Raw genomic sequence first — 16,887 nt, 5'->3', positions numbered from 1 at the left:
CTAACGGCTGGCCGGCTCCCGGCACAGCCTGAGCATATCCCAGCCCAGTTCGCGGCGGATCTGCTCGGGGTCGGGCGGCGGCCGGCGCTGTTCCAGCTCCGCTTTCAGCCACTTCCTGACCAGCTCCTTGGCGGGCTGTGCAGGCTTTTCCTTGTCATGCTTGTCCATGGTGCTACCTCGTCAATGGATGCCAGATGGCCTCCGTAGTGTCTCAACGTGATAGACCGGATTCAGTTGACTTCAGCGTGGCGCAGTTGCAACAGTATGTAACGGCAGGCGGAGTGAGTTAAAATCGCCGCCTTCGCGCAGCTACCGCCTGCGCCCCGCAACAGTTCAAGGAACCCCATGAAAGCCGCCCGCAGCCTCACCTTCAAGTGCGTCAAATGTCACAAATCCATGCAGGTCTACCTGCAAAAAGTCTCCGCCTGCTCGCATATCCAGCCATACCAGGGCATTTGCGCATGCGGCGAACTCAAGCGCCACGCCACGGGCCAGGCCGATGCCGTCAAGTCCTACCTGGAATCGGCGGACGGTAGCTGGTCGCACCACCACTAATGGTTAAAGAATGGGCGTAGAACGCCGTTAATAACGGTACTTCGCTCATTGAGAAACCGCCATGTCCCAGCTTCCCGCCCTCGCCAGCCGTCAACCCGCCTCGACTACGCTGGCTGGCCAGCAGCCGTCCCGCACGGGCAACGGCGCCATGGGCCTGGCCGGCTCGTCCCTGATGCAGCGCACGGCGCAAGACGTGGTGGCCCTGTCGAAGAATGGCCTGGACCTGTCGGCCAAGGGGCTGTCGCAACGCACCGATGCGCTGGGCAACGCGACCGTCGACGTGGCGCAGGATTTCCTGAGCAACATGACGCGCCAGCTGTTCGGCGACGGCGCCACCATCGCCTTCGATTCGGTCGATTTGCAAGCCGGCTCCAGCTTCAGCAGCGGCAGCGCCAGCGTCTCGGGCCCCAATGGCAGCAGCCGCGCGGCCGCCTTCAGCCTCGATGAAAACGCGCATTTCATCGGCAAGGGCAAGATCACGACGGCCGACGGCCAGACCTTCGACTTCGAAGTGGAAGTGCAATATCAATCGAACATCAGCGCGGGCGTGCTTGAGCACACCCAAAGCGAAACGCCGGAAGCCCCGGCATCCGATGACGGCTTCCTGCCCGCCAAACAGTTGCCCGACACGCATTTCGCCGGCAATCTGCACGACCTGTTCAAGCTGCTGGGCCAGCAATTGCAAAGCAATCTCTATCAGGGCATGTCCGACGGCGCCAGCGCCAGCGGCAACGATGGCGACCTGGCGGGCAGCCTGAGCTTGCGCTTGCTCAAGCTGGTGCAGCCGGACGCGGTGGCCGACGCCGGCAAGAAAATCGTGGAAACCACGCCGGAAGACCAGGCGCGCGCCCGCGCGCTGGCACTCGCCTATGGCACGGACAGCGCCGGCAGCACAGACGGCACGGCCAGCAACGTATAATGGAAGACGGCCTGCGCAGGCGACCATGCCGCGCGCCCCCTTCTATCGATTGAATCCCATGTCCGACACTTCTTCACCTACCGTTCATCAGCAGATCCACTGGAGCGAAAACGGCGCCGAGCATTCGGCCCGCTGGCGTTCGGAAAGCGGCATGCCGCCGCCCAAGCGCGTCGTCATCGCCGATGACCGCACGACGGCCGACCAGGCTTACCGCCTGGCCTGCGAAGGCACGGCCATGCTGTGGCGCGGCGACTTCCAGAACGCGCGCCAGCTGCTGCAGGCGCTGGCACGGCGCGCCGACCACAAGAACGACAAGCCAAGCAAGAAGGCCAAGGCCGCCAAGCTGGCCAAGCCGGAACCGACCGCCACGGAAGCGTTCCATCTGCACCGCCAGGCCCAGTCGCAGCGCGCCCGCACCCTGGCCATGCTGCTGCTGCCCTTCGATGCCGACTACACAATCCCGCTGCGCCGCGCGCCGGACGTGAAACTGGCGTGCAATGAAGCGTATGGCCGCGGCGAAGAGCCGTTTATCGCCTCCTTGCGCGAACTGCTGGGCCTGATCGGCGCGCATGAATGGCGCCGCACGGGCGTGGAACTGCCGGCCCTGGGCCAGCGCATCCATCCGCACTACGGCGTGTTCGCGCCGATCCGCGGCGAATACGTGGGCCTGGTGGCGGAAGCGCCGCTGCCCGCGCGCGCCAGCCTGGCCTTCGACATCGGCACCGGCACGGGCGTGCTGGCCGCCGTGCTGGCGCAGCGCGGCGTCGCCCGCATCGTCGCCACCGACCAGGACCCGCGCGCCCTGTCCTGCGCGCGCGAAAACCTGGCCCGCCTCGATGTGATCGACAAGGTCGAGGTGGTGCAGGCCGACCTGTTCCCTGCCGGCCGCGCGCCGCTCGTCGTGTGCAATCCGCCCTGGCTGCCGGCCCGCCCCAGCTCGCCGATCGAATACGCCGTCTACGATCCGGACAGCCGCATGCTGCGCGGTTTCCTCGCCGGCCTGGCCGACCACCTGGAGCCAAACGGCGAAGGCTGGCTGATCCTGTCGGACCTGGCCGAGCACCTGGGCTTGCGCCCGCGCGCACAATTGCTCGAATGGATAGAACAGGCGGGCTTGAAAGTCGTCGACCGCCTGGACGTCAAACCCACGCACCCGCGCGCGCAGGACGCCACCGACAGCCTGCATGCGGCCCGTTCGAAGGAAGTCACCTCACTGTGGCGCCTGGCGGCGGCGTAATCGAGGGTCTGAAACCCGGCCATTGCGCATTGCAGCAAACCCCGCTATAATTCGCCTGCGGGGTGGAGCAGTCTGGCAGCTCGTCGGGCTCATAACCCGAAGGTCACAGGTTCAAATCCTGTCCCCGCAACCAGATATATAAAAAGCCGCTGATTCTTGCAAAGGGATCAGCGGTTTTTTCCATTGCGGCGCAGCATGCCTACCGCCCTCATGCAAAGCAAATGCCCTTCGTGTCAATCCGCTCTTTCGCAATGCAACAAACTCGGTTATAATTCGCCTGCGGGGTGGAGCAGTCTGGCAGCTCGTCGGGCTCATAACCCGAAGGTCACAGGTTCAAATCCTGTCCCCGCAACCAACACATAAAAACCGCTGATTCCTGCAAGGGAGTCAGCGGTTTTTTTCATTCCGGGTCAGGCCCGCTTTTTACACGGCGACGCTGGCCCTGATCTGCCTGGCCGCCGCGTGCAGGCTGGCCGCTACTCTTTCCAGCTTGTCGGCGCCCGCCGTTTCGGCCAGGGCGGCGAACGCGCTGATATGAAACGTGGCCACCATGGCTGGCGACACTTCGAGTTCGAGCGCCGTCTTGCTCAACTCAGTCGACGCCTCGAGATAGGGTTCGCTGCCCGCCTCGAACGCCTGCTTGGTTTCCAGCAATTCCTGGCCACCCTCAGCCTTGGCCAAACACGCATCGACTTTTTGCTGGAAGCCCGGCAAGGTGTCGCGCACGGGTCCGGCGTCCTGCGCCGCCTCCGGTTCCGGCTCCACTGGCGCAGGCGTGGCTGCGGCCGGCTTGCCCGCCGCCGGCATGTCGCGCATCGTCAGCCAGCGCTCGACGGCGAGGAAATCGGCAAACGGCTCGGCCACCTTGGGATTCATCAGCCAGACTTCGCCCGTGCGCCAGTCGATCCGGGCGCCGCGCTCGTTTCTCGCCAACAGAATATCCTTGCCGCCATCGGGGTTCGACACCCGGCCGATATCGAGCCAGTTCATCAATTCCGCCTGGCGCGACATCGCGTTGACCCGATGAAAATAGGCCAGCCATAAAAATCTGGCGACCAATAGAATCAGGGCACCGCCAACCATCCACATCATTTTTCGCTCCGCTCCGCACCACATCGACAAGCCGCATTTTCTCACATGAAAGCTTGCGCTAAGGAAACTTTTACATCTGCCGTGCGCAGGCGCAAATCCGGCACCGCGCGCGGCCCGGGCGCGCAGTCGCATTTCAGCAACGCCGCGTTTTCCTGATTGCCTGGCGCGCGCCGCTGCGTTATTATGAGAACAATTCTCATTTAGATTAAGCTATCCCGCCCTCTTCGCATGCTGTCCGCCCCTTCCCCTCCGTCCGACTTCCAGGCCCTGTATGCCGAGCACCATTCCTGGCTGCTGCACTGGCTGAAGCGCCGCCTGCACGATGCGGGGCTGGCCGGCGACCTGGCGCAGGATACCTTCATCAAGATCTTCGTTGCGCGCAGCAGTGCGGGGATCGCGCAGCCGCGCCCTTTCCTGGCCACCATCGCCAAGCGCCTGCTGGCCAATCACTGCCGGCGCGAAGAGCTGGAACGGGCTTACCTCGACGCCCTGCTGCACCAGCCGCAAGCGAGCACGCCGTCGCCGGAAGCGATGTCCATCCTGCTCGAATCGTTGCAGCTGGTCGACCGCGCGCTGGACCAGCTGTCCGCCAAGGCCAGGGCCGCCTTCCTGCTGGCCCACCTGGACGGCATGACCTACGCCGAGATTGCCGCCGAACTCGGCACCACCACGCATTCCGTCAAAAAATACCTGAGCAAGGCCAACCTGCTATGCTTTTTTGCCGTGCCCGATTTTGCCGCCTCCTGACATGCGCGGCGCCACCGTCTACGCACAGGGCCAGCCCATCGACCTGGCCATCGCCATGCAGGCAGCCGAATGGCTGGCCACCCTGATGAGCGGCGAAACGACGCCGGCGGAAAAAACGGCCTGGCAGCAGTGGCGCCAGGCGCACCCCGACCATGAACGGGCGTGGAAACATATCGAAAGCGTCAGCGGCGGCTTGCGCGAACTCGATGCACAGGCCAGCCGCACGGCGTTGACACAGCGCTCCCGCCCTGCCTCGACCATCTCGCGCCGCCGCAGCCTGCAGTTGCTGGCGTGGGTCTCGGCCATCGGCCTCACGGGCTGGTTCGGCGCGCGCTCGCAATATGCGCCCGACATGGCCCGCGCCGCGCTGGCAGACCTGTCCACCGGCGTGGGCGAACGCCGCGAACTGACCCTGCCCGACGGCAGCCGTTTGCACCTGAACAGCGGCAGCGCCGTCAACATCCGCTACACGGGCACGCAGCGCCTGCTGCAACTGGTGCAGGGCGAAGTGTTCATCGCCACGGCCCGCGAAACGGGCATGCCCTACCGCCCCTTCCTCGTCGAAACGGCGCAAGGCCACGCGCAGGCGCTGGGCACGCGCTACTCGGTGCGCCAGGCGAACGGCAGCACCCTGGTCGCCGTCGAGGAAGGCGCCGTGCGGCTGATGCCGCGCCATGGCAACGCCAGCCCGGTGCTCCGCGCGGGCCAGGGCGGCGGCATGACGGCGCAGAATACCTTGCCCGCGCACGCCGTCTCGCCCGATGTCTGGGCCTGGCGCCAGGGTTTGCTGCTGGCCGACGCCATGCCGCTGCGCGACTTCCTGCATGAACTGAGCCGCTACCGCCACGGCTTGCTGGGCTGCGACGACGCCGTCGCCGGCCTGCGCATCTCCGGCGTCTTCCCGCTGGCCGACCTGGATGCCGTGCTGCTGTCGCTGCCCGACTCCCTGCCCGTGGACGTGCGCCTGCGCACGCGCTACTGGGTGCAGGTCGAGGCGCGCCAGCCGCGCTGAAAATATATTTTGACGCTGGCGCAAAAAAAAGTACCCGTTTCCAATTCTCGCGTGACCTGTGTAGGCAACGTTCTTTTTGACGACTACACCACAAGGTAACCATGTCTCCTGCCATTCATTCCAAGCCGCGTATCAAACCCATGGCGTATGCCATCGAGCTTGTCTTCATCGGTTCGGCCCTGCTGCTGAACGTCCAGACGCCAGCCCTGGCGCAGGAAAGCGCGGCCGCCGCTGCGGCCAGCCTCGACTTCCAGGTGCCGGCCGGCGACCTGGCCACGGCGCTGCGCCAGGTCGCCAGCCAGTCGCGTGTCATCCTCAGTTTCACGCCGGAGCAGACGCGCGGCAAGACCTCGGCCGGCTTGAGCGGCCGCCACGACGTGCTGGCCGCCCTGAACGGCGTGCTACGCGGCACGGGCCTGAAGGCCGAGCGCAGCGCCAACGGCAGCTATGTGCTGCGCCCGGCCGATGCGGCGGCAGGTGGCGAAGCGATGGCGATGATGCCGGAAGTGTCGGTCAAGGCGCAGCAGGATGCGACGGAAGGCTCGGGCGCGTATGTCTCCACCCTGCCGATCGCCACGGCCACGCCGCTGGGCCTGTCGGTCAGGGAAACGCCGCAGTCGGTCAGCGTCATCACGCAGCAGCGCATGCAGGACCAGGGCTTGAACACGATCGCGCAAGTGATGGCGCAGACGCCGGGCATCACGCTGTTCTCGCTGGGCAGCGAACGCACGGGCTTTACTTCGCGCGGCTATTCGATCACCAATTACCAGCTCGATGGCGTCAGCACGCATTCGGAAAACCTGGGCCTCAATGCGATACCGTCGCAAAGCCTGGCCGACATGGCGCTGTACGACCGCATCGAAGTGCTGCGCGGCGCCTCGGGCCTGATGACGGGCGCGGGCGACGCTTCGGGCGCCATCAACATGGTGCGCAAGAAGCCGACGGCGCAGTTCCAGGCCTCGGTCGAGGGCGAGCTGGCTTCCTATGATGAGCGGCGCGCCATGGCCGACGTCTCGGGTCCGCTGAACGAGACTGGCACCGTGCGCGGCCGCCTGGTGACGGTGTACGAAGAAGGCGACAGCATCATCGACGGCTACAGCCGCAACAAGAAAGTGGTCTACGGCGTGGTCGAAGCGGATCTGTCACGCGACACGAAGCTGACGGCCGGCGTCACGCACCAGCGCAAGCGCTCGAACGGATCCTTGTCCTACCTGGGCTTCCCCCTGTTCTACAGCAATGGCGTCATGACGGACCTGCCACGCTCTTTCAGCCCGGCCGCCAAGTCGAACCGCTTCGACACCAATTCGACCGACCTCTTCGCCACCGTGGAGCACGCGCTGGCCAACGACTGGAAGCTGAAAATCTCGGCCAACCGCGTGCAATCGTCGCAGGAAGAACGCGCCGTCTACCTGAGCGTGAGTGGCGGCTTTCCCGACCAGGCCACGGGCGATGGCCTGAGCTTGAACGCCGACTACCGCGACTACCAGCTTCAGGTCAACAGCGTGGACGTCAATGTGCGCGGGCCGTTCAGCGCATTCGGCCGCCAGCACGAGCTGGTGCTGGGCATGGACTACAGCGAATTTCAAAGCACGACCGATGGCCGTTTCGACCGGGGCGTCGAAAACACGCCCGTCAACCTGTACCGCTGGAATCGCACGGCAACGCCCGTGTTTGGCGGTACCACCGTCATCTACGACAGCACGCGCCGCCAGGCCAGCGCCTACGCGGCCAGCCGCTTCAACCTCTCCGAACGCCTGAAACTGATCGCTGGCGCCAAGGTGCTGCGCTACAGCGAGAACTACATCTCGGACGCGCCTTCCGTGAATTTTTACAGCGCGTCCCCCGCCTCGGAGAGCCGTGTCTTCACGCCGTATGGCGGCCTCGTATTCGATATCGACGGCACGCACAGCGCCTACGCCAGCTACTCCACCATCTACCAGCCGCAAGCATCGCAAGACCGCTACGGCAAGCTGCTGGCGCCGCGCGAAGGCAAGACCTTTGAAGCGGGCATCAAGAGCGGCTGGCTCGATGGCCGCCTGAACACCTCTGCCGCGCTGTACCAGATCCGCCAGAGCAATCTGTCCGAATCGGACCCCGGCTACACCGTGCCTGGCACGAACAATCCTGCCAACCGCGCCATCAAGGGCGCCAAGACCCAGGGCGTGGACGTGGAAGCGACGGGCGCCATCACACAGGACTGGAACGTGTCTGCCTCGTGGTCGTACAGCCAGACGGAAAACAATGCCGGCAAGGCCATCCTGACCACCTTCCCGCGCCACCTGGTGAAACTGTGGACCACCTACCGCCTGCCCGGCGACCTCAATCGCCTGACCATCGGCGGCGGCGTGAACTGGCAAAGCCGCGTGTATTCGGACATCGACGCGTGGCAGATCAACAGCACCATGCACTGGGAACAGAAGGCGTACTCGGTGGCCAGCCTGATGGCGCGCTACGACGTCAACGACAAGCTGTCTGCCACCGTCAACGTGGCCAACCTGTTCGACAAAAAATACACGGCTTCCGTGTCGGACTGGTGGTACTCGGGCATGTATGGTCCGGCGCGCAAGGTGGCGCTGAGCGTGCGTTACCAGTTCTAGCATTTCACACCGGCGCAGGGCCGGTGATACAATTTTCCCGCTTCACGGGCGTTGCCGGCCATTGCCGCCAACGCCCGTGCCCATAGAGACACCCAAGGAGAATGTGTGAAGGACCTCGCCCCCGCCCTGCCAGCCGATCCGGCCGACCAACCCGCCAATCCCTCGCGCCGGCGCATTTTCCAGGCTGCTTCCGCAGTCGGCCTGGCCGCCAGCCTGCCGGCGCTGGCCGACGCCGCGCCCGCCAAAAAGACCATCGCCAAGGGTTCGCTCGACGCGAAACTCAAGGCGCACGTCAAGAACGTGGTCGTGATCTACCTGGAAAACCGCAGCTTCAACAACCTGTTCGCCAACTTCCCCGGCACCAGCGCGCCCCTGTCCGCCGTCACGGCGGAACAGGCGCAGCAGCTGGACCGCGACGGCAAGCCGCTGGCCACCCTGCCGAAGATCTGGGGCGGCCTCGTGCCGAACCAGCAAAATATCGGCGGCACCGATTACCTGATCAAGGAAGACCAGATTTCCGGCCTGCCCAACGCGCCCTACAAATTGAGCGACGCGGCCGGCAAACCCCTGCCCGAGAGCATCATCACGCGCGACCTCGTACACCGCTTCTATAACAACCAGATGCAGATCAACGGCGGCAAGAACGACGGCTTTGCCGCGTGGGCCGACAGCGGCGGCCTGGTGATGGGCCACTACGGCGAAACGTCGAAAAACCTGAACCTGTGGCAGATCGCCGAGCAATACACGCTGTGCGACAACTTCTTCATGGCGGCCTTCGGCGGCTCCTATATGAACCACCAGTTCCTCGTCACGGGCCGCGCCAACGAATACTTCAACGCGGCCGAAACGGCGGCGAAGAAAAAAATCGCCGTGCTGTCCGACGGCCCGCAAGGCGTGCGCCTGGCGATCTCGCCCGACTGCCCCGCCTCGGCGCTGGACGGCAAGCCGAAATATGTGAACGACGGCGCCATCACGCCGGACGGCTATGCCGTCAACACCATGGCACCGCCATATCAGCCGAGCTACATCCGCCCCGCCTTCGACGGCGACCCGCTGCATGCCGACCCGGCCGACGCGAACACCCTGCCGCCGCAAACCTATGACACCATCGGCGACCTGCTGTCGCGCAAGGGTGTCAGCTGGGCGTGGTATGGCGGCGGCTGGCAAGCGGCGCTCGACCAAAAAGGCGGCGGCAGCAAGCCGAACTTCCAGTTCCACCACCAGCCGCTGAACTACTTCAAGCAGTTCGCGCCAGGCACGGCCGCGCGCGCCGAGCACCTGCGCGACGGCGGCACAGGCGACAGCCCGATCTCGAACAAATTCCTCGCCGCCGCCGTGGCGGGCAAGCTGCCGGCCGTGACCTTCTACAAGCCGCAGGGCAATCTGAACCTGCACGCCGGCTATTCCGATATCGAATCGGGCGACCAGCACGTGGCCAACGTCATCCAGCATTTGAAGGAATCGCCGCAGTGGAAGGACATGATCGTCGTGATCACGTTCGATGAAAACGGCGGCTGGTGGGATCACGTGGCGCCGCCGAAAGGCGACCGCTGGGGTCCGGGCACGCGCATTCCCGCCATCGTCGTCTCGCCATACGCGAAGAAAGGCGCCGTCGACCACAGTTTTTATGACACCACGTCGATCCTGCGCCTGATTACGCGCCTGCACGACCTGCCGCTGCTCGAAGGCTTGAAAGTGCGCAACGACGCCTTTGCGTCGCGCGGCGCGCTGCCGCCGGGCGACCTGACGGGCGCTCTGAGCTTCCGCTAAGCCACCCACAATGCGGCACGCCTGTGATACACTGCGTGCCGCACTTAAATCCGCAGGACAGGTATTCCTGACGGTTGTTCCAACAATGAGCCCGACTCCAGTAGCCGGGCTTTTGTTTTGTGGACGAAGCGTACAGAGTATTCACATCGCGGACAGCTTTTTGCCCGCTCCCCGGCGCCATGTTTTCGCGGCCAGGGACCAGAGGTTCAGAAATGAGAGATAAAAAAGACAACGCCACCATCGACTTGCCCGGTTTCGGCCCGCCGCCAGCGCACGAGGCGCCTGAGCCGGCGCCGGAACCGCAACGCCGCACGCGCGCGCGCAAGGTGGCTTTGAAGCAGGTGCAGCTCGAATTGCTGGAGCCGACCGACGCCACGGGCTTGCCCGTATGGACGCGCGACGCCGGCCTCGATCTGACCGGCTTGCCCATCTGGGCGCCCGACAACTAGTACACCAACGCCGGCGGCCGTTTGCCGCCAGCTTCCACAACCATCCGCACAAGGGCGTATAACGCCTGTAGACTGTGCCCATCCACCCGCTTTTTACCGGCTCCGCCCTTATGAACACCACATCCGCCACCACTTCTTTTTCCAGCCTGCCGCTGACGCCCGCCTTTTTGGCCAACCTGGATTCGCTCGGCTACCACGAGATGACCACCATCCAGGCGCAAAGCCTGCCGGCGGTACTCGATGGCCGCGACCTGATCGCCCAGGCGAAAACGGGCAGCGGCAAGACGGCCGCCTTCGGCATCGGCATCCTGCACAAGCTCAATCCGGCCTGGTTTGCCGTGCAGGGCCTGGTGCTGTGCCCCACGCGCGAACTGGCCGACCAGGTGGCCAATGAACTGCGCCGCCTGGCCCGCGCGGCTGGCAACATCAAGATCCTGACCCTGACGGGCGGCGCGCCGATGCGCCCGCAAATCGCTTCGCTGGAACACGGCGCGCACATCGTCGTCGGCACGCCGGGCCGTTTGCGCGACCACCTGGGCCGCGGCACCATCAACCTGAATCACGTGCAAACGCTGGTGCTCGATGAAGCGGACCGCATGACGGACATGGGCTTTTACGAAGAAATCGCCGGCATCGTCAGCGCCTGCCCGGCGCGTCGCCAGACCCTGCTGTTCTCGGCCACGTACCCTGAAGACATCCGCCGCGCCACGGCGTCGTTCCTCGTCAATCCGCTGGAAGTGACGGTCGAGGCGCAGCACGACAACGACAAGATCGAGCAGCGCTTCTATGAAATCGGCTTCGACGAGCGCAATAGCGCCGTCGGCAAACTGCTCAAACACTTCAAGCCGGAATCCACGCTGGCCTTCTGCAACACCAAGGTGCATTGCCGCGAACTGGCCGACGAGCTGCGCCAGCAAGGCTTTTCCGCGCTGGCCCTGTACGGCGAGCTGGAACAGCGCGAGCGCGATGAAATCCTCGTGCTGTTCGCCAACCGCAGCTGCTCCGTGCTGGTGGCCACCGACGTGGCCGCGCGCGGCCTCGATATTTCCGACCTGGGCGCCGTGATCAACGTCGACGTGTCGAAGGACACGGAAGTACACATCCACCGCATCGGCCGCACGGGGCGCGGCAGCAAGAAGGGCCTGGCCCTGTCGCTGTGCGCGCCGAACGAGAAAAAATGGGTCAAGCTGATCGAGCAATACCAGAACAGCGCTGCCGAATGGCACGACCTGAAGGAACTGGCGGAAGATGACGGCATGGAGGTGCTGCCGGCGCCGATGGTCACCCTGTGCATCATGGGCGGCAAGAAGGACAAGCTGCGCCCGGGCGACTTGCTGGGCGCGCTGACGGGCGACGCGGGCCTCACCAAGGAGCAGGTGGGCAAGATCAACGTGTTCGAGTTCATGACCTACGTGGCGCTGGACCGCAAGGTGGCCGAAGCGGCCTTCAAGCGCCTGAACGCGGGCAATACCCTGGGCCGCGACTTCGGCAATATCAAGGGCCGCAGCTTCAAGATGCGCTTTATCGAGGCGTAAGCTGCTGCAATGCACGCAGGGCCGCCATGGTCCTGCGTCCCGGGTAGCTATCCCACGCGGGATGGCGCCCGCGGTAGTAGCAGCTCCAGTAACTGATCGTGCGCCGCTCCAGCGTGTCCACATAGGCGGGGTTCTCCCGCAGGTAGCGCGCCAGCGCCTGCGTATTCCAGGCCGGCAGCGCCGCGCCAATTATCTCGACAATCTCCAGCACGTATTCGCCGCACAGGTGCACGACAAACGGCACCGTCCACGCCCGCTCCTGCAGCAACAGCTGCCTTGCACACGCTTCGCGCACATGGCCGTCATGGTGGCGCGCGCCCAGGCACAGGGCAATCACGCCCGCATCGCCGGGCAGCCGCGTACAAGCCAGCAGCCGCTCGCTATCGTAATACGTGCGCGTCGGGATCAGCAAAGTCTCGCCATCCTGGCGCACGGCAAATGGCGGGTGTGCGTGGTTACTGCCCAGCGCAGGCAACAGCTGCGCCACAGTGCCGGCCAATGCGGCCGGAAAGGCATCCGCTTCAGCCATCGCCAGCTTCCTTGCAGACCTTGCGCACGCCCAGCGCAGGCTTGTCCATCTTTTCAAAGATCACATTCGAATACCATTCAGCAGGATCGCCTTCGGTGGGCTTGCCCAGCGAGATATAAAAGCCGCCATGCGTGAACAGGGCCGTGGTTTCCTTGCCCGGCCTGCCCCCCTGCAGGAAGGCGGGCCAGGCCGCCCTGTCGACAGGTGTAAAACGCGCGGCCAGCAGCACCAGCAAGCGCGCATGCGTGGCCGGCGCATACGGGAACAGATACAGGTATTCGACCAGTTCACCGCCATCGGCCAGGCGCGTGACGGCGGATGTCGCCGCCTCCACTTCACTGCCAAAACTGCACAGCACCCCGCCGCTGTAGGCAAAATCGATGACGGTCGCCGGCGCGCACGCCTGCCGTTCGCGGTCGATGCCGACGGGCGGCAGCGCGCGCACTTGCGCCAGCAGCGTCTCGCTGGAAGTGGCCAGCGCGGGAAAGCCCGGGCATTCGCTGGCCGCCCGGGCGGCAGAAAAGGCAAGGCAACAACTCAATAGCAGCAAACGGCGCTTCACGGCATCTCCAGTGTCATCAAGCGGCCATTATGCCGGACATCTTCACAAAGGCCGCGCCTGTTGCCCCTGCGGCGTATCGTCGATGTCATAGCCGGCCGCGCGCGCCAGTGCGCGCAAGCGGTCCGCCTCGGCCCACTGGCGCTGCGCGCGGGCGATGGCCCGTTCCGCCATCCACGCCTGCACGGGCTGCGGCACATCTACTTGCGCCGGCTGCCAGGCCAGCAGATCGAGCCCCAGGGCCGCATCGAAGCGGGCCATGGTGGCCTTTTTGACGGCGTCCGGCAACTCGCTTTTCAGCAGTTCCCAGGCCACGGCCAGGGCGCGCGGAAAGTTCAGGTCATCGTTGACCTGCGCCGCAAAGCGCGCCAGCCACGAGGGATCAGCCTCTCCCTGTGCTTCGCCAAGGCCATGCACGCTGACGCGCAGGCGCGCCAAACCGCTGCTGGCGGCGCGCAGCGCTTCATCCGTGAAATTGAGGCTGCTGCGGTAGTGGGCGCCCAGGCACAGGTAGCGGTAGGCCAGCGGATCGATGCCCTGCTCCACCAGGCTTTGCAAGCGTAAAAAGCCGCCCGACGATTTCGACATCTTCGCATCCTGTGTTTTCAGGAAAGCGCCGTGCAGCCAGAAGTTGGCCAGGCGCGTGCCGTGGCGCGCTTCCGTTTGTGCGATCTCGTTGCTGTGGTGGACGGCCACGTGATCCTCGCCGCCGCAATGGATGTCGAAATATGTCCCCAAGTGCTTTTCCGCCATGGCCGAGCATTCGATGTGCCAGCCCGGGAAACCCAGGCCCCACGGGCTGTCCCACTCCATTTGCCGCTGTCCCGGCACGCCGCTGAACTTCCACAGTGCGAAGTCGCAGATGTCGCGTTTCTCTCCCAGGTCCACGCGCTTGCCCGCCTGCAGGCCGTCGCGGTTCAGGCGCGCCAGTTTTCCATAGCTGTCCTGGCGCCTCGTGTCGAAATAGATCCCGTCGTCCGTGCGGTAGGTATAGCCTTTCGCTTCCAGGTCGAGAATGAAGGCGATCTGCTCCGCGATGTGGTCCGTGGCGCGGCACCAGACGGTGGGCGGCAGGATATTGAGCTGCTGCAGATCGCCCTCGAACGCGCGCGTAAATTCGGCAGCGATGTCCCAGGCGGACTTGCCGCTGCGGGCGCTGCGCGCCTCGATCTTGTCATCGCCGCTGTCCGCATCCGACGTCAGATGACCGACGTCCGTGATGTTCATCACGTGGCGCACCTGCAAGCCATTGAATTCGAGCGCACGGCGCAAGCCGTCGACGAACAGATAGGTGCGCAGGTTGCCGATGTGCGCGTAATCGTAGACGGTGGGACCGCAGGCATACAGGCCCGCCTGGCCCGGGGCGATGGTTTCGAAGGGCCGCAGGCTGCGGCTATACGTGTCGTACAAATGAAGTGTCATGCGGGGCTTTCATGCGCGTTGCGGAAAAAGAAAATGGCCACAGGTTTTTCAACGCTGTGGCCATCGGAATGAGGAGTAAAAAGTTTAACGGCGCCGGGCCGCATCCTCGCGAAGCCAGGTACACGGACACAGCGCAGCGGCGGCGCGGTATGCAAGGACTGGAGGGAGGATGGAAGAGATCATGGAGACAATATCGCATGCGCGCGGGCGGGCCGTCAAGCCCTCCCGCGGCGCTGGCTTATTTTTTCGCCTGCTCGATATGCGGCAGCAGCACCGTCAATATGCCCAGCAGCGGCAGGTAGGAGCAGATTTTGTACACATAGGCGATGCCCGCCACGTCGGCCAGGTGGCCCATGGCAGCGGCGGCGATGCCGGACACGCCGAACATCAGGCCAAAGAAAATCCCCGCGATCATGCCCACCTTGCCCGGCACCAGTTCCTGCGCGAAAACGACGATGGCGGAAAACGCTGATGAAATCACGAAACCGATGATCACCGTCAGCACGGCCGTCCAGAACAGGTCGACGTAGGGCAGCAGCAGGGTAAATGGCGCGGCGCCCAGGATGGAAATCCAGATCACGCGCTTGCGGCCGATGCGGTCGCCGATGGGGCCGCCCATGAAGGTGCCGGCCGCCACGGCGGCGAGGAACAGGAACAAATACAGCTGGGCATCGCCAAGCGACAGGTGGAATTTGTCGATCAGGTAAAACGTGTAGTAGCTCGACAGGCTGGCCATGTAGATGTACTTCGAAAACACCAGCAGGGCCAGCACGCCCAGCGCCCCCATCACCTTGTTGCGCGACAAGTTCGGCCCATGGCCGCCCGCCTTCGGCTTGAAGCTGGCCAGGTGGCCGCTGTACCAGTGGCTGACCTTGTACAGCACGCCGATGGCCAGCACGGCCAGCAGGCTGAACCAGGCGATATTGCCGTGGCCACGGTTGACGATGACGGCGGCCGCCAGCAGCGGCCCCAGCGCGGAACCGACATTGCCGCCCACCTGGAACAGCGACTGGGCAAAGCCGTAGCGCCCGCCCGAGGCCATGCGCGCCACGCGCGACGCTTCCGGGTGGAAGGTCGAGGAACCGACGCCGATCAGGCCCGAGGCGATCAGCAAGGTGGGAAAGGTCGAGACGACGGACAGCATCAGCACGCCGGCCAGGGTAAAGCACATGCCGACGGGCAGCAGGAATGGCAGCGGACGGCGGTCCGTGTACAAGCCGATCCAGGGCTGCAGCAAGGAAGCCGTGCACTGGAACGTCAGGGTTATGAGGCCGACCTGGGTAAAACTGAGTGAAAACTCGGCTTTCAGCATCGGATAAATCGACGGCAATAATGCCTGGATCAAGTCATTGAGCAAATGCACGAAGGCGACGGCGCCCAGGATGTGCATGGCCAGACCGGATTGTTGTTGGGAACTATGAAGCGAAGGAGCCGCCGGCACGGACTTGGCCAATGCTGGAGCAGTTGTGGTTGTGTGCATGTGTCATCCGCAATAATCGGGCTCGGCGGGCGGCCCGGCAAAGAAGCCAGTATAGTATGGTCACTGAACTGATAACTTCCAATAATCGTCGCCCAAGTGACAACTAGGTGACAATTAAGAGCGCATCCAACGACCAGCATGTACACCCAACCCCTCGTCCAGACCCACCCCGATGGCGTGCCGTTCAGCCGCAGCACCAGCTCGCACGATTACCAGCACGTGCCGCGCCCCGTGACGGCCATGTCGCGGCAATATGCGGCGGGCGACTACACGGCGCCGCACAGCCATGTGCGGGCGCAACTGCTGTATGCGACGGAAGGCGTTATGCGCGTGTCCACCGAGCACGGCGTGTGGATGTTGCCGCCGCGGCGCGCCCTGCTGATCCCCGTGGGCATCGTGCATGAAGTCCACATCTTGAGCGAACTGAGCATGCGTACCGTGTACATCGACGCACAGGTGGCGGCCCGATATGGTGCCGATTGCAAGGTGCTGGAAGTGAGCCGGCTGCTGCGCGAACTGATCCTGGCCTTGCTGGCCGAACCGGTCGAATATGCGCTAGAGGGCCGCGGCGACTGGCTGGCGCACCTGATCCTGTCGGAACTGGCGGCGGCCGATACCGTGCCCCTCGCCATACCGTGGCCGCGCGACCGCCGCCTGGTGGCCGTGTGCTCGGCCATCATGGACGCGCCCGGCAGCCGGCGCAGCATCGAGGACTGGGCGCAGGATGCGGGCGCCAGCGCGCGCACCCTGATCCGTTTATTCCCCAAGGAAACGGGTCTGCACTACCGCCAATGGCTGCAGCAAGTCCACCTGGCCGAGGCCTTCTGCCGCCTGGACCGGGGCGAAGGCGTGGCCGCCATCGCCTATGCGCTGGGCTACGCCAGCCCCAGCGCCTTCAGCGCCATGTTCCGCCGCATCCTGGGTCGCACGCCGCAGCACTACCTGAGCGAGTGGCGCGCCGCGGAGTAAACAAGAAAAGCAGCC

16 protein-coding genes and 2 tRNA genes are annotated in these 16,887 nt (G+C 64.6%); 12 read left to right on the top strand and 6 right to left on the bottom strand.

Annotation, left to right across the window (positions count from 1 at the left end):
- Nucleotides 1-168 (bottom strand): hypothetical protein, encoded by a 168-nt coding sequence (locus AC54AG_RS14945; protein ID WP_166449232.1) that lies wholly within the window; start codon nucleotides 166-168, stop codon nucleotides 1-3.
- A 177-nt stretch (nucleotides 169-345) separates the two neighbouring features.
- Between AC54AG_RS14945 and AC54AG_RS14940 the strand changes: the two genes are divergently transcribed.
- The 5 genes from AC54AG_RS14940 to AC54AG_RS14920 all read left to right on the top strand — a co-directional run bounded on the left by AC54AG_RS14940 (nucleotide 346) and on the right by AC54AG_RS14920 (nucleotide 3,066).
- The gene (locus tag AC54AG_RS14940) at nucleotides 346-555 is read left to right on the top strand and encodes a hypothetical protein (protein ID WP_034755039.1); all 210 of its coding nucleotides are present in this window, start codon (nucleotides 346-348) and stop codon (nucleotides 553-555) included.
- A 61-nt stretch (nucleotides 556-616) separates the two neighbouring features.
- Nucleotides 617-1,474: a hypothetical protein gene (locus tag AC54AG_RS14935; RefSeq protein ID WP_496630791.1), complete on the top strand. Its 858-nt coding sequence runs from the start codon at nucleotides 617-619 to the stop codon at nucleotides 1,472-1,474.
- A 58-nt stretch (nucleotides 1,475-1,532) separates the two neighbouring features.
- Nucleotides 1,533-2,711, top strand: a complete 1,179-nt coding sequence (locus tag AC54AG_RS14930; protein WP_496630790.1) for a methyltransferase — start codon at nucleotides 1,533-1,535, stop codon at nucleotides 2,709-2,711.
- 56 nt (nucleotides 2,712-2,767) lie between these two features.
- Nucleotides 2,768-2,844 (top strand) — tRNA-Met (locus AC54AG_RS14925).
- A gap of 145 nt (nucleotides 2,845-2,989) precedes the next feature.
- Nucleotides 2,990-3,066 (top strand) — tRNA-Met (locus AC54AG_RS14920).
- Nucleotides 3,067-3,134: 68 nt separating this feature from the next.
- On the opposite strand, the gene AC54AG_RS14915 is transcribed toward AC54AG_RS14920, so the two are convergent.
- A complete protein-coding gene (locus AC54AG_RS14915; RefSeq protein ID WP_496630788.1) occupies nucleotides 3,135-3,803 on the bottom strand; it encodes a hypothetical protein in 669 nt (222 codons plus the stop codon).
- Nucleotides 3,804-4,031: 228 nt separating this feature from the next.
- On the opposite strand from AC54AG_RS14915, the gene AC54AG_RS14910 reads away from it, so the two are divergent.
- From AC54AG_RS14910 to dbpA, 6 genes are all read left to right on the top strand, one after another.
- Nucleotides 4,032-4,550 (top strand): sigma-70 family RNA polymerase sigma factor, encoded by a 519-nt coding sequence (locus AC54AG_RS14910; protein WP_331777672.1) that lies wholly within the window; start codon nucleotides 4,032-4,034, stop codon nucleotides 4,548-4,550.
- Nucleotide 4,551: 1 nt separating this feature from the next.
- A complete protein-coding gene (locus tag AC54AG_RS14905) occupies nucleotides 4,552-5,562 on the top strand; it encodes a FecR domain-containing protein (RefSeq protein ID WP_496630787.1) in 1,011 nt (336 codons plus the stop codon).
- A 101-nt stretch (nucleotides 5,563-5,663) separates the two neighbouring features.
- Entirely contained in the window at nucleotides 5,664-8,159 is a 2,496-nt protein-coding gene (locus tag AC54AG_RS14900) for a TonB-dependent siderophore receptor (protein WP_496630786.1), read from the top strand.
- Between the two features lie 105 nt (nucleotides 8,160-8,264).
- The gene (locus tag AC54AG_RS14895) at nucleotides 8,265-9,929 is read left to right on the top strand and encodes an acid phosphatase (RefSeq protein ID WP_496630785.1); all 1,665 of its coding nucleotides are present in this window, start codon (nucleotides 8,265-8,267) and stop codon (nucleotides 9,927-9,929) included.
- A gap of 212 nt (nucleotides 9,930-10,141) precedes the next feature.
- Nucleotides 10,142-10,378, top strand: coding sequence for a hypothetical protein (locus AC54AG_RS14890; RefSeq protein ID WP_034758223.1), 237 nt, complete (start codon nucleotides 10,142-10,144; stop codon nucleotides 10,376-10,378).
- 110 nt (nucleotides 10,379-10,488) lie between these two features.
- Nucleotides 10,489-11,913: an ATP-dependent RNA helicase DbpA gene (dbpA, locus tag AC54AG_RS14885; RefSeq protein ID WP_485879488.1), complete on the top strand. Its 1,425-nt coding sequence runs from the start codon at nucleotides 10,489-10,491 to the stop codon at nucleotides 11,911-11,913.
- Here dbpA and AC54AG_RS14880 read toward each other — a convergent pair.
- The 4 genes from AC54AG_RS14880 to AC54AG_RS14865 all read right to left on the bottom strand — a co-directional run bounded on the left by AC54AG_RS14880 (nucleotide 11,900) and on the right by AC54AG_RS14865 (nucleotide 15,903).
- The gene (locus AC54AG_RS14880) at nucleotides 11,900-12,442 is read right to left on the bottom strand and encodes a hypothetical protein (RefSeq protein WP_496630784.1); all 543 of its coding nucleotides are present in this window, start codon (nucleotides 12,440-12,442) and stop codon (nucleotides 11,900-11,902) included. The genes dbpA and AC54AG_RS14880 overlap by 14 nt on opposite strands.
- Entirely contained in the window at nucleotides 12,435-13,004 is a 570-nt protein-coding gene (locus AC54AG_RS14875) for a hypothetical protein (RefSeq protein WP_496630783.1), read from the bottom strand. Before AC54AG_RS14875 ends, AC54AG_RS14880 begins: the two co-directional genes overlap by 8 nt.
- A gap of 42 nt (nucleotides 13,005-13,046) precedes the next feature.
- Nucleotides 13,047-14,423, bottom strand: coding sequence for a cysteine--tRNA ligase (gene cysS / locus AC54AG_RS14870; RefSeq protein WP_496630782.1), 1,377 nt, complete (start codon nucleotides 14,421-14,423; stop codon nucleotides 13,047-13,049).
- A 238-nt stretch (nucleotides 14,424-14,661) separates the two neighbouring features.
- Entirely contained in the window at nucleotides 14,662-15,903 is a 1,242-nt protein-coding gene (locus AC54AG_RS14865) for an MFS transporter (RefSeq protein WP_072454775.1), read from the bottom strand.
- 138 nt (nucleotides 15,904-16,041) lie between these two features.
- On the opposite strand from AC54AG_RS14865, the gene AC54AG_RS14860 reads away from it, so the two are divergent.
- Nucleotides 16,042-16,872, top strand: a complete 831-nt coding sequence (locus tag AC54AG_RS14860; protein ID WP_070301578.1) for an AraC family transcriptional regulator — start codon at nucleotides 16,042-16,044, stop codon at nucleotides 16,870-16,872.
- Nucleotides 16,873-16,887: the final 15 nt, after the last annotated feature.

Source organism: Janthinobacterium sp. BCJ23 (genome assembly GCF_059617945.1).
The sequence above is the reverse complement of the archived record's forward strand: the minus strand, read 5'-3'. Positions and strand labels throughout refer to the sequence as shown.

Excerpts from the sequence above, each read along its gene's own strand:
- AC54AG_RS14945 (WP_166449232.1), bottom strand. The coding sequence starts at position 168 with ATGGACAAGCATGACAAGGAAAAGCCTGCACAGCCCGCCAAGGAGCTG.
- AC54AG_RS14940 (WP_034755039.1), top strand. The coding sequence starts at position 346 with ATGAAAGCCGCCCGCAGCCTCACCTTCAAGTGCGTCAAATGTCACAAA.
- AC54AG_RS14935 (WP_496630791.1), top strand. The coding sequence starts at position 617 with ATGTCCCAGCTTCCCGCCCTCGCCAGCCGTCAACCCGCCTCGACTACG.
- AC54AG_RS14930 (WP_496630790.1), top strand. The coding sequence starts at position 1,533 with ATGTCCGACACTTCTTCACCTACCGTTCATCAGCAGATCCACTGGAGC.
- AC54AG_RS14915 (WP_496630788.1), bottom strand. The coding sequence starts at position 3,803 with ATGATGTGGATGGTTGGCGGTGCCCTGATTCTATTGGTCGCCAGATTT.
- AC54AG_RS14910 (WP_331777672.1), top strand. The coding sequence starts at position 4,032 with ATGCTGTCCGCCCCTTCCCCTCCGTCCGACTTCCAGGCCCTGTATGCC.
- AC54AG_RS14905 (WP_496630787.1), top strand. The coding sequence starts at position 4,552 with ATGCGCGGCGCCACCGTCTACGCACAGGGCCAGCCCATCGACCTGGCC.
- AC54AG_RS14900 (WP_496630786.1), top strand. The coding sequence starts at position 5,664 with ATGTCTCCTGCCATTCATTCCAAGCCGCGTATCAAACCCATGGCGTAT.
- AC54AG_RS14890 (WP_034758223.1), top strand. The coding sequence starts at position 10,142 with ATGAGAGATAAAAAAGACAACGCCACCATCGACTTGCCCGGTTTCGGC.
- dbpA (WP_485879488.1), top strand. The coding sequence starts at position 10,489 with ATGAACACCACATCCGCCACCACTTCTTTTTCCAGCCTGCCGCTGACG.
- AC54AG_RS14880 (WP_496630784.1), bottom strand. The coding sequence starts at position 12,442 with ATGGCTGAAGCGGATGCCTTTCCGGCCGCATTGGCCGGCACTGTGGCG.
- cysS (WP_496630782.1), bottom strand. The coding sequence starts at position 14,423 with ATGACACTTCATTTGTACGACACGTATAGCCGCAGCCTGCGGCCCTTC.
- AC54AG_RS14865 (WP_072454775.1), bottom strand. The coding sequence starts at position 15,903 with ATGCACACAACCACAACTGCTCCAGCATTGGCCAAGTCCGTGCCGGCG.
- AC54AG_RS14860 (WP_070301578.1), top strand. The coding sequence starts at position 16,042 with ATGTACACCCAACCCCTCGTCCAGACCCACCCCGATGGCGTGCCGTTC.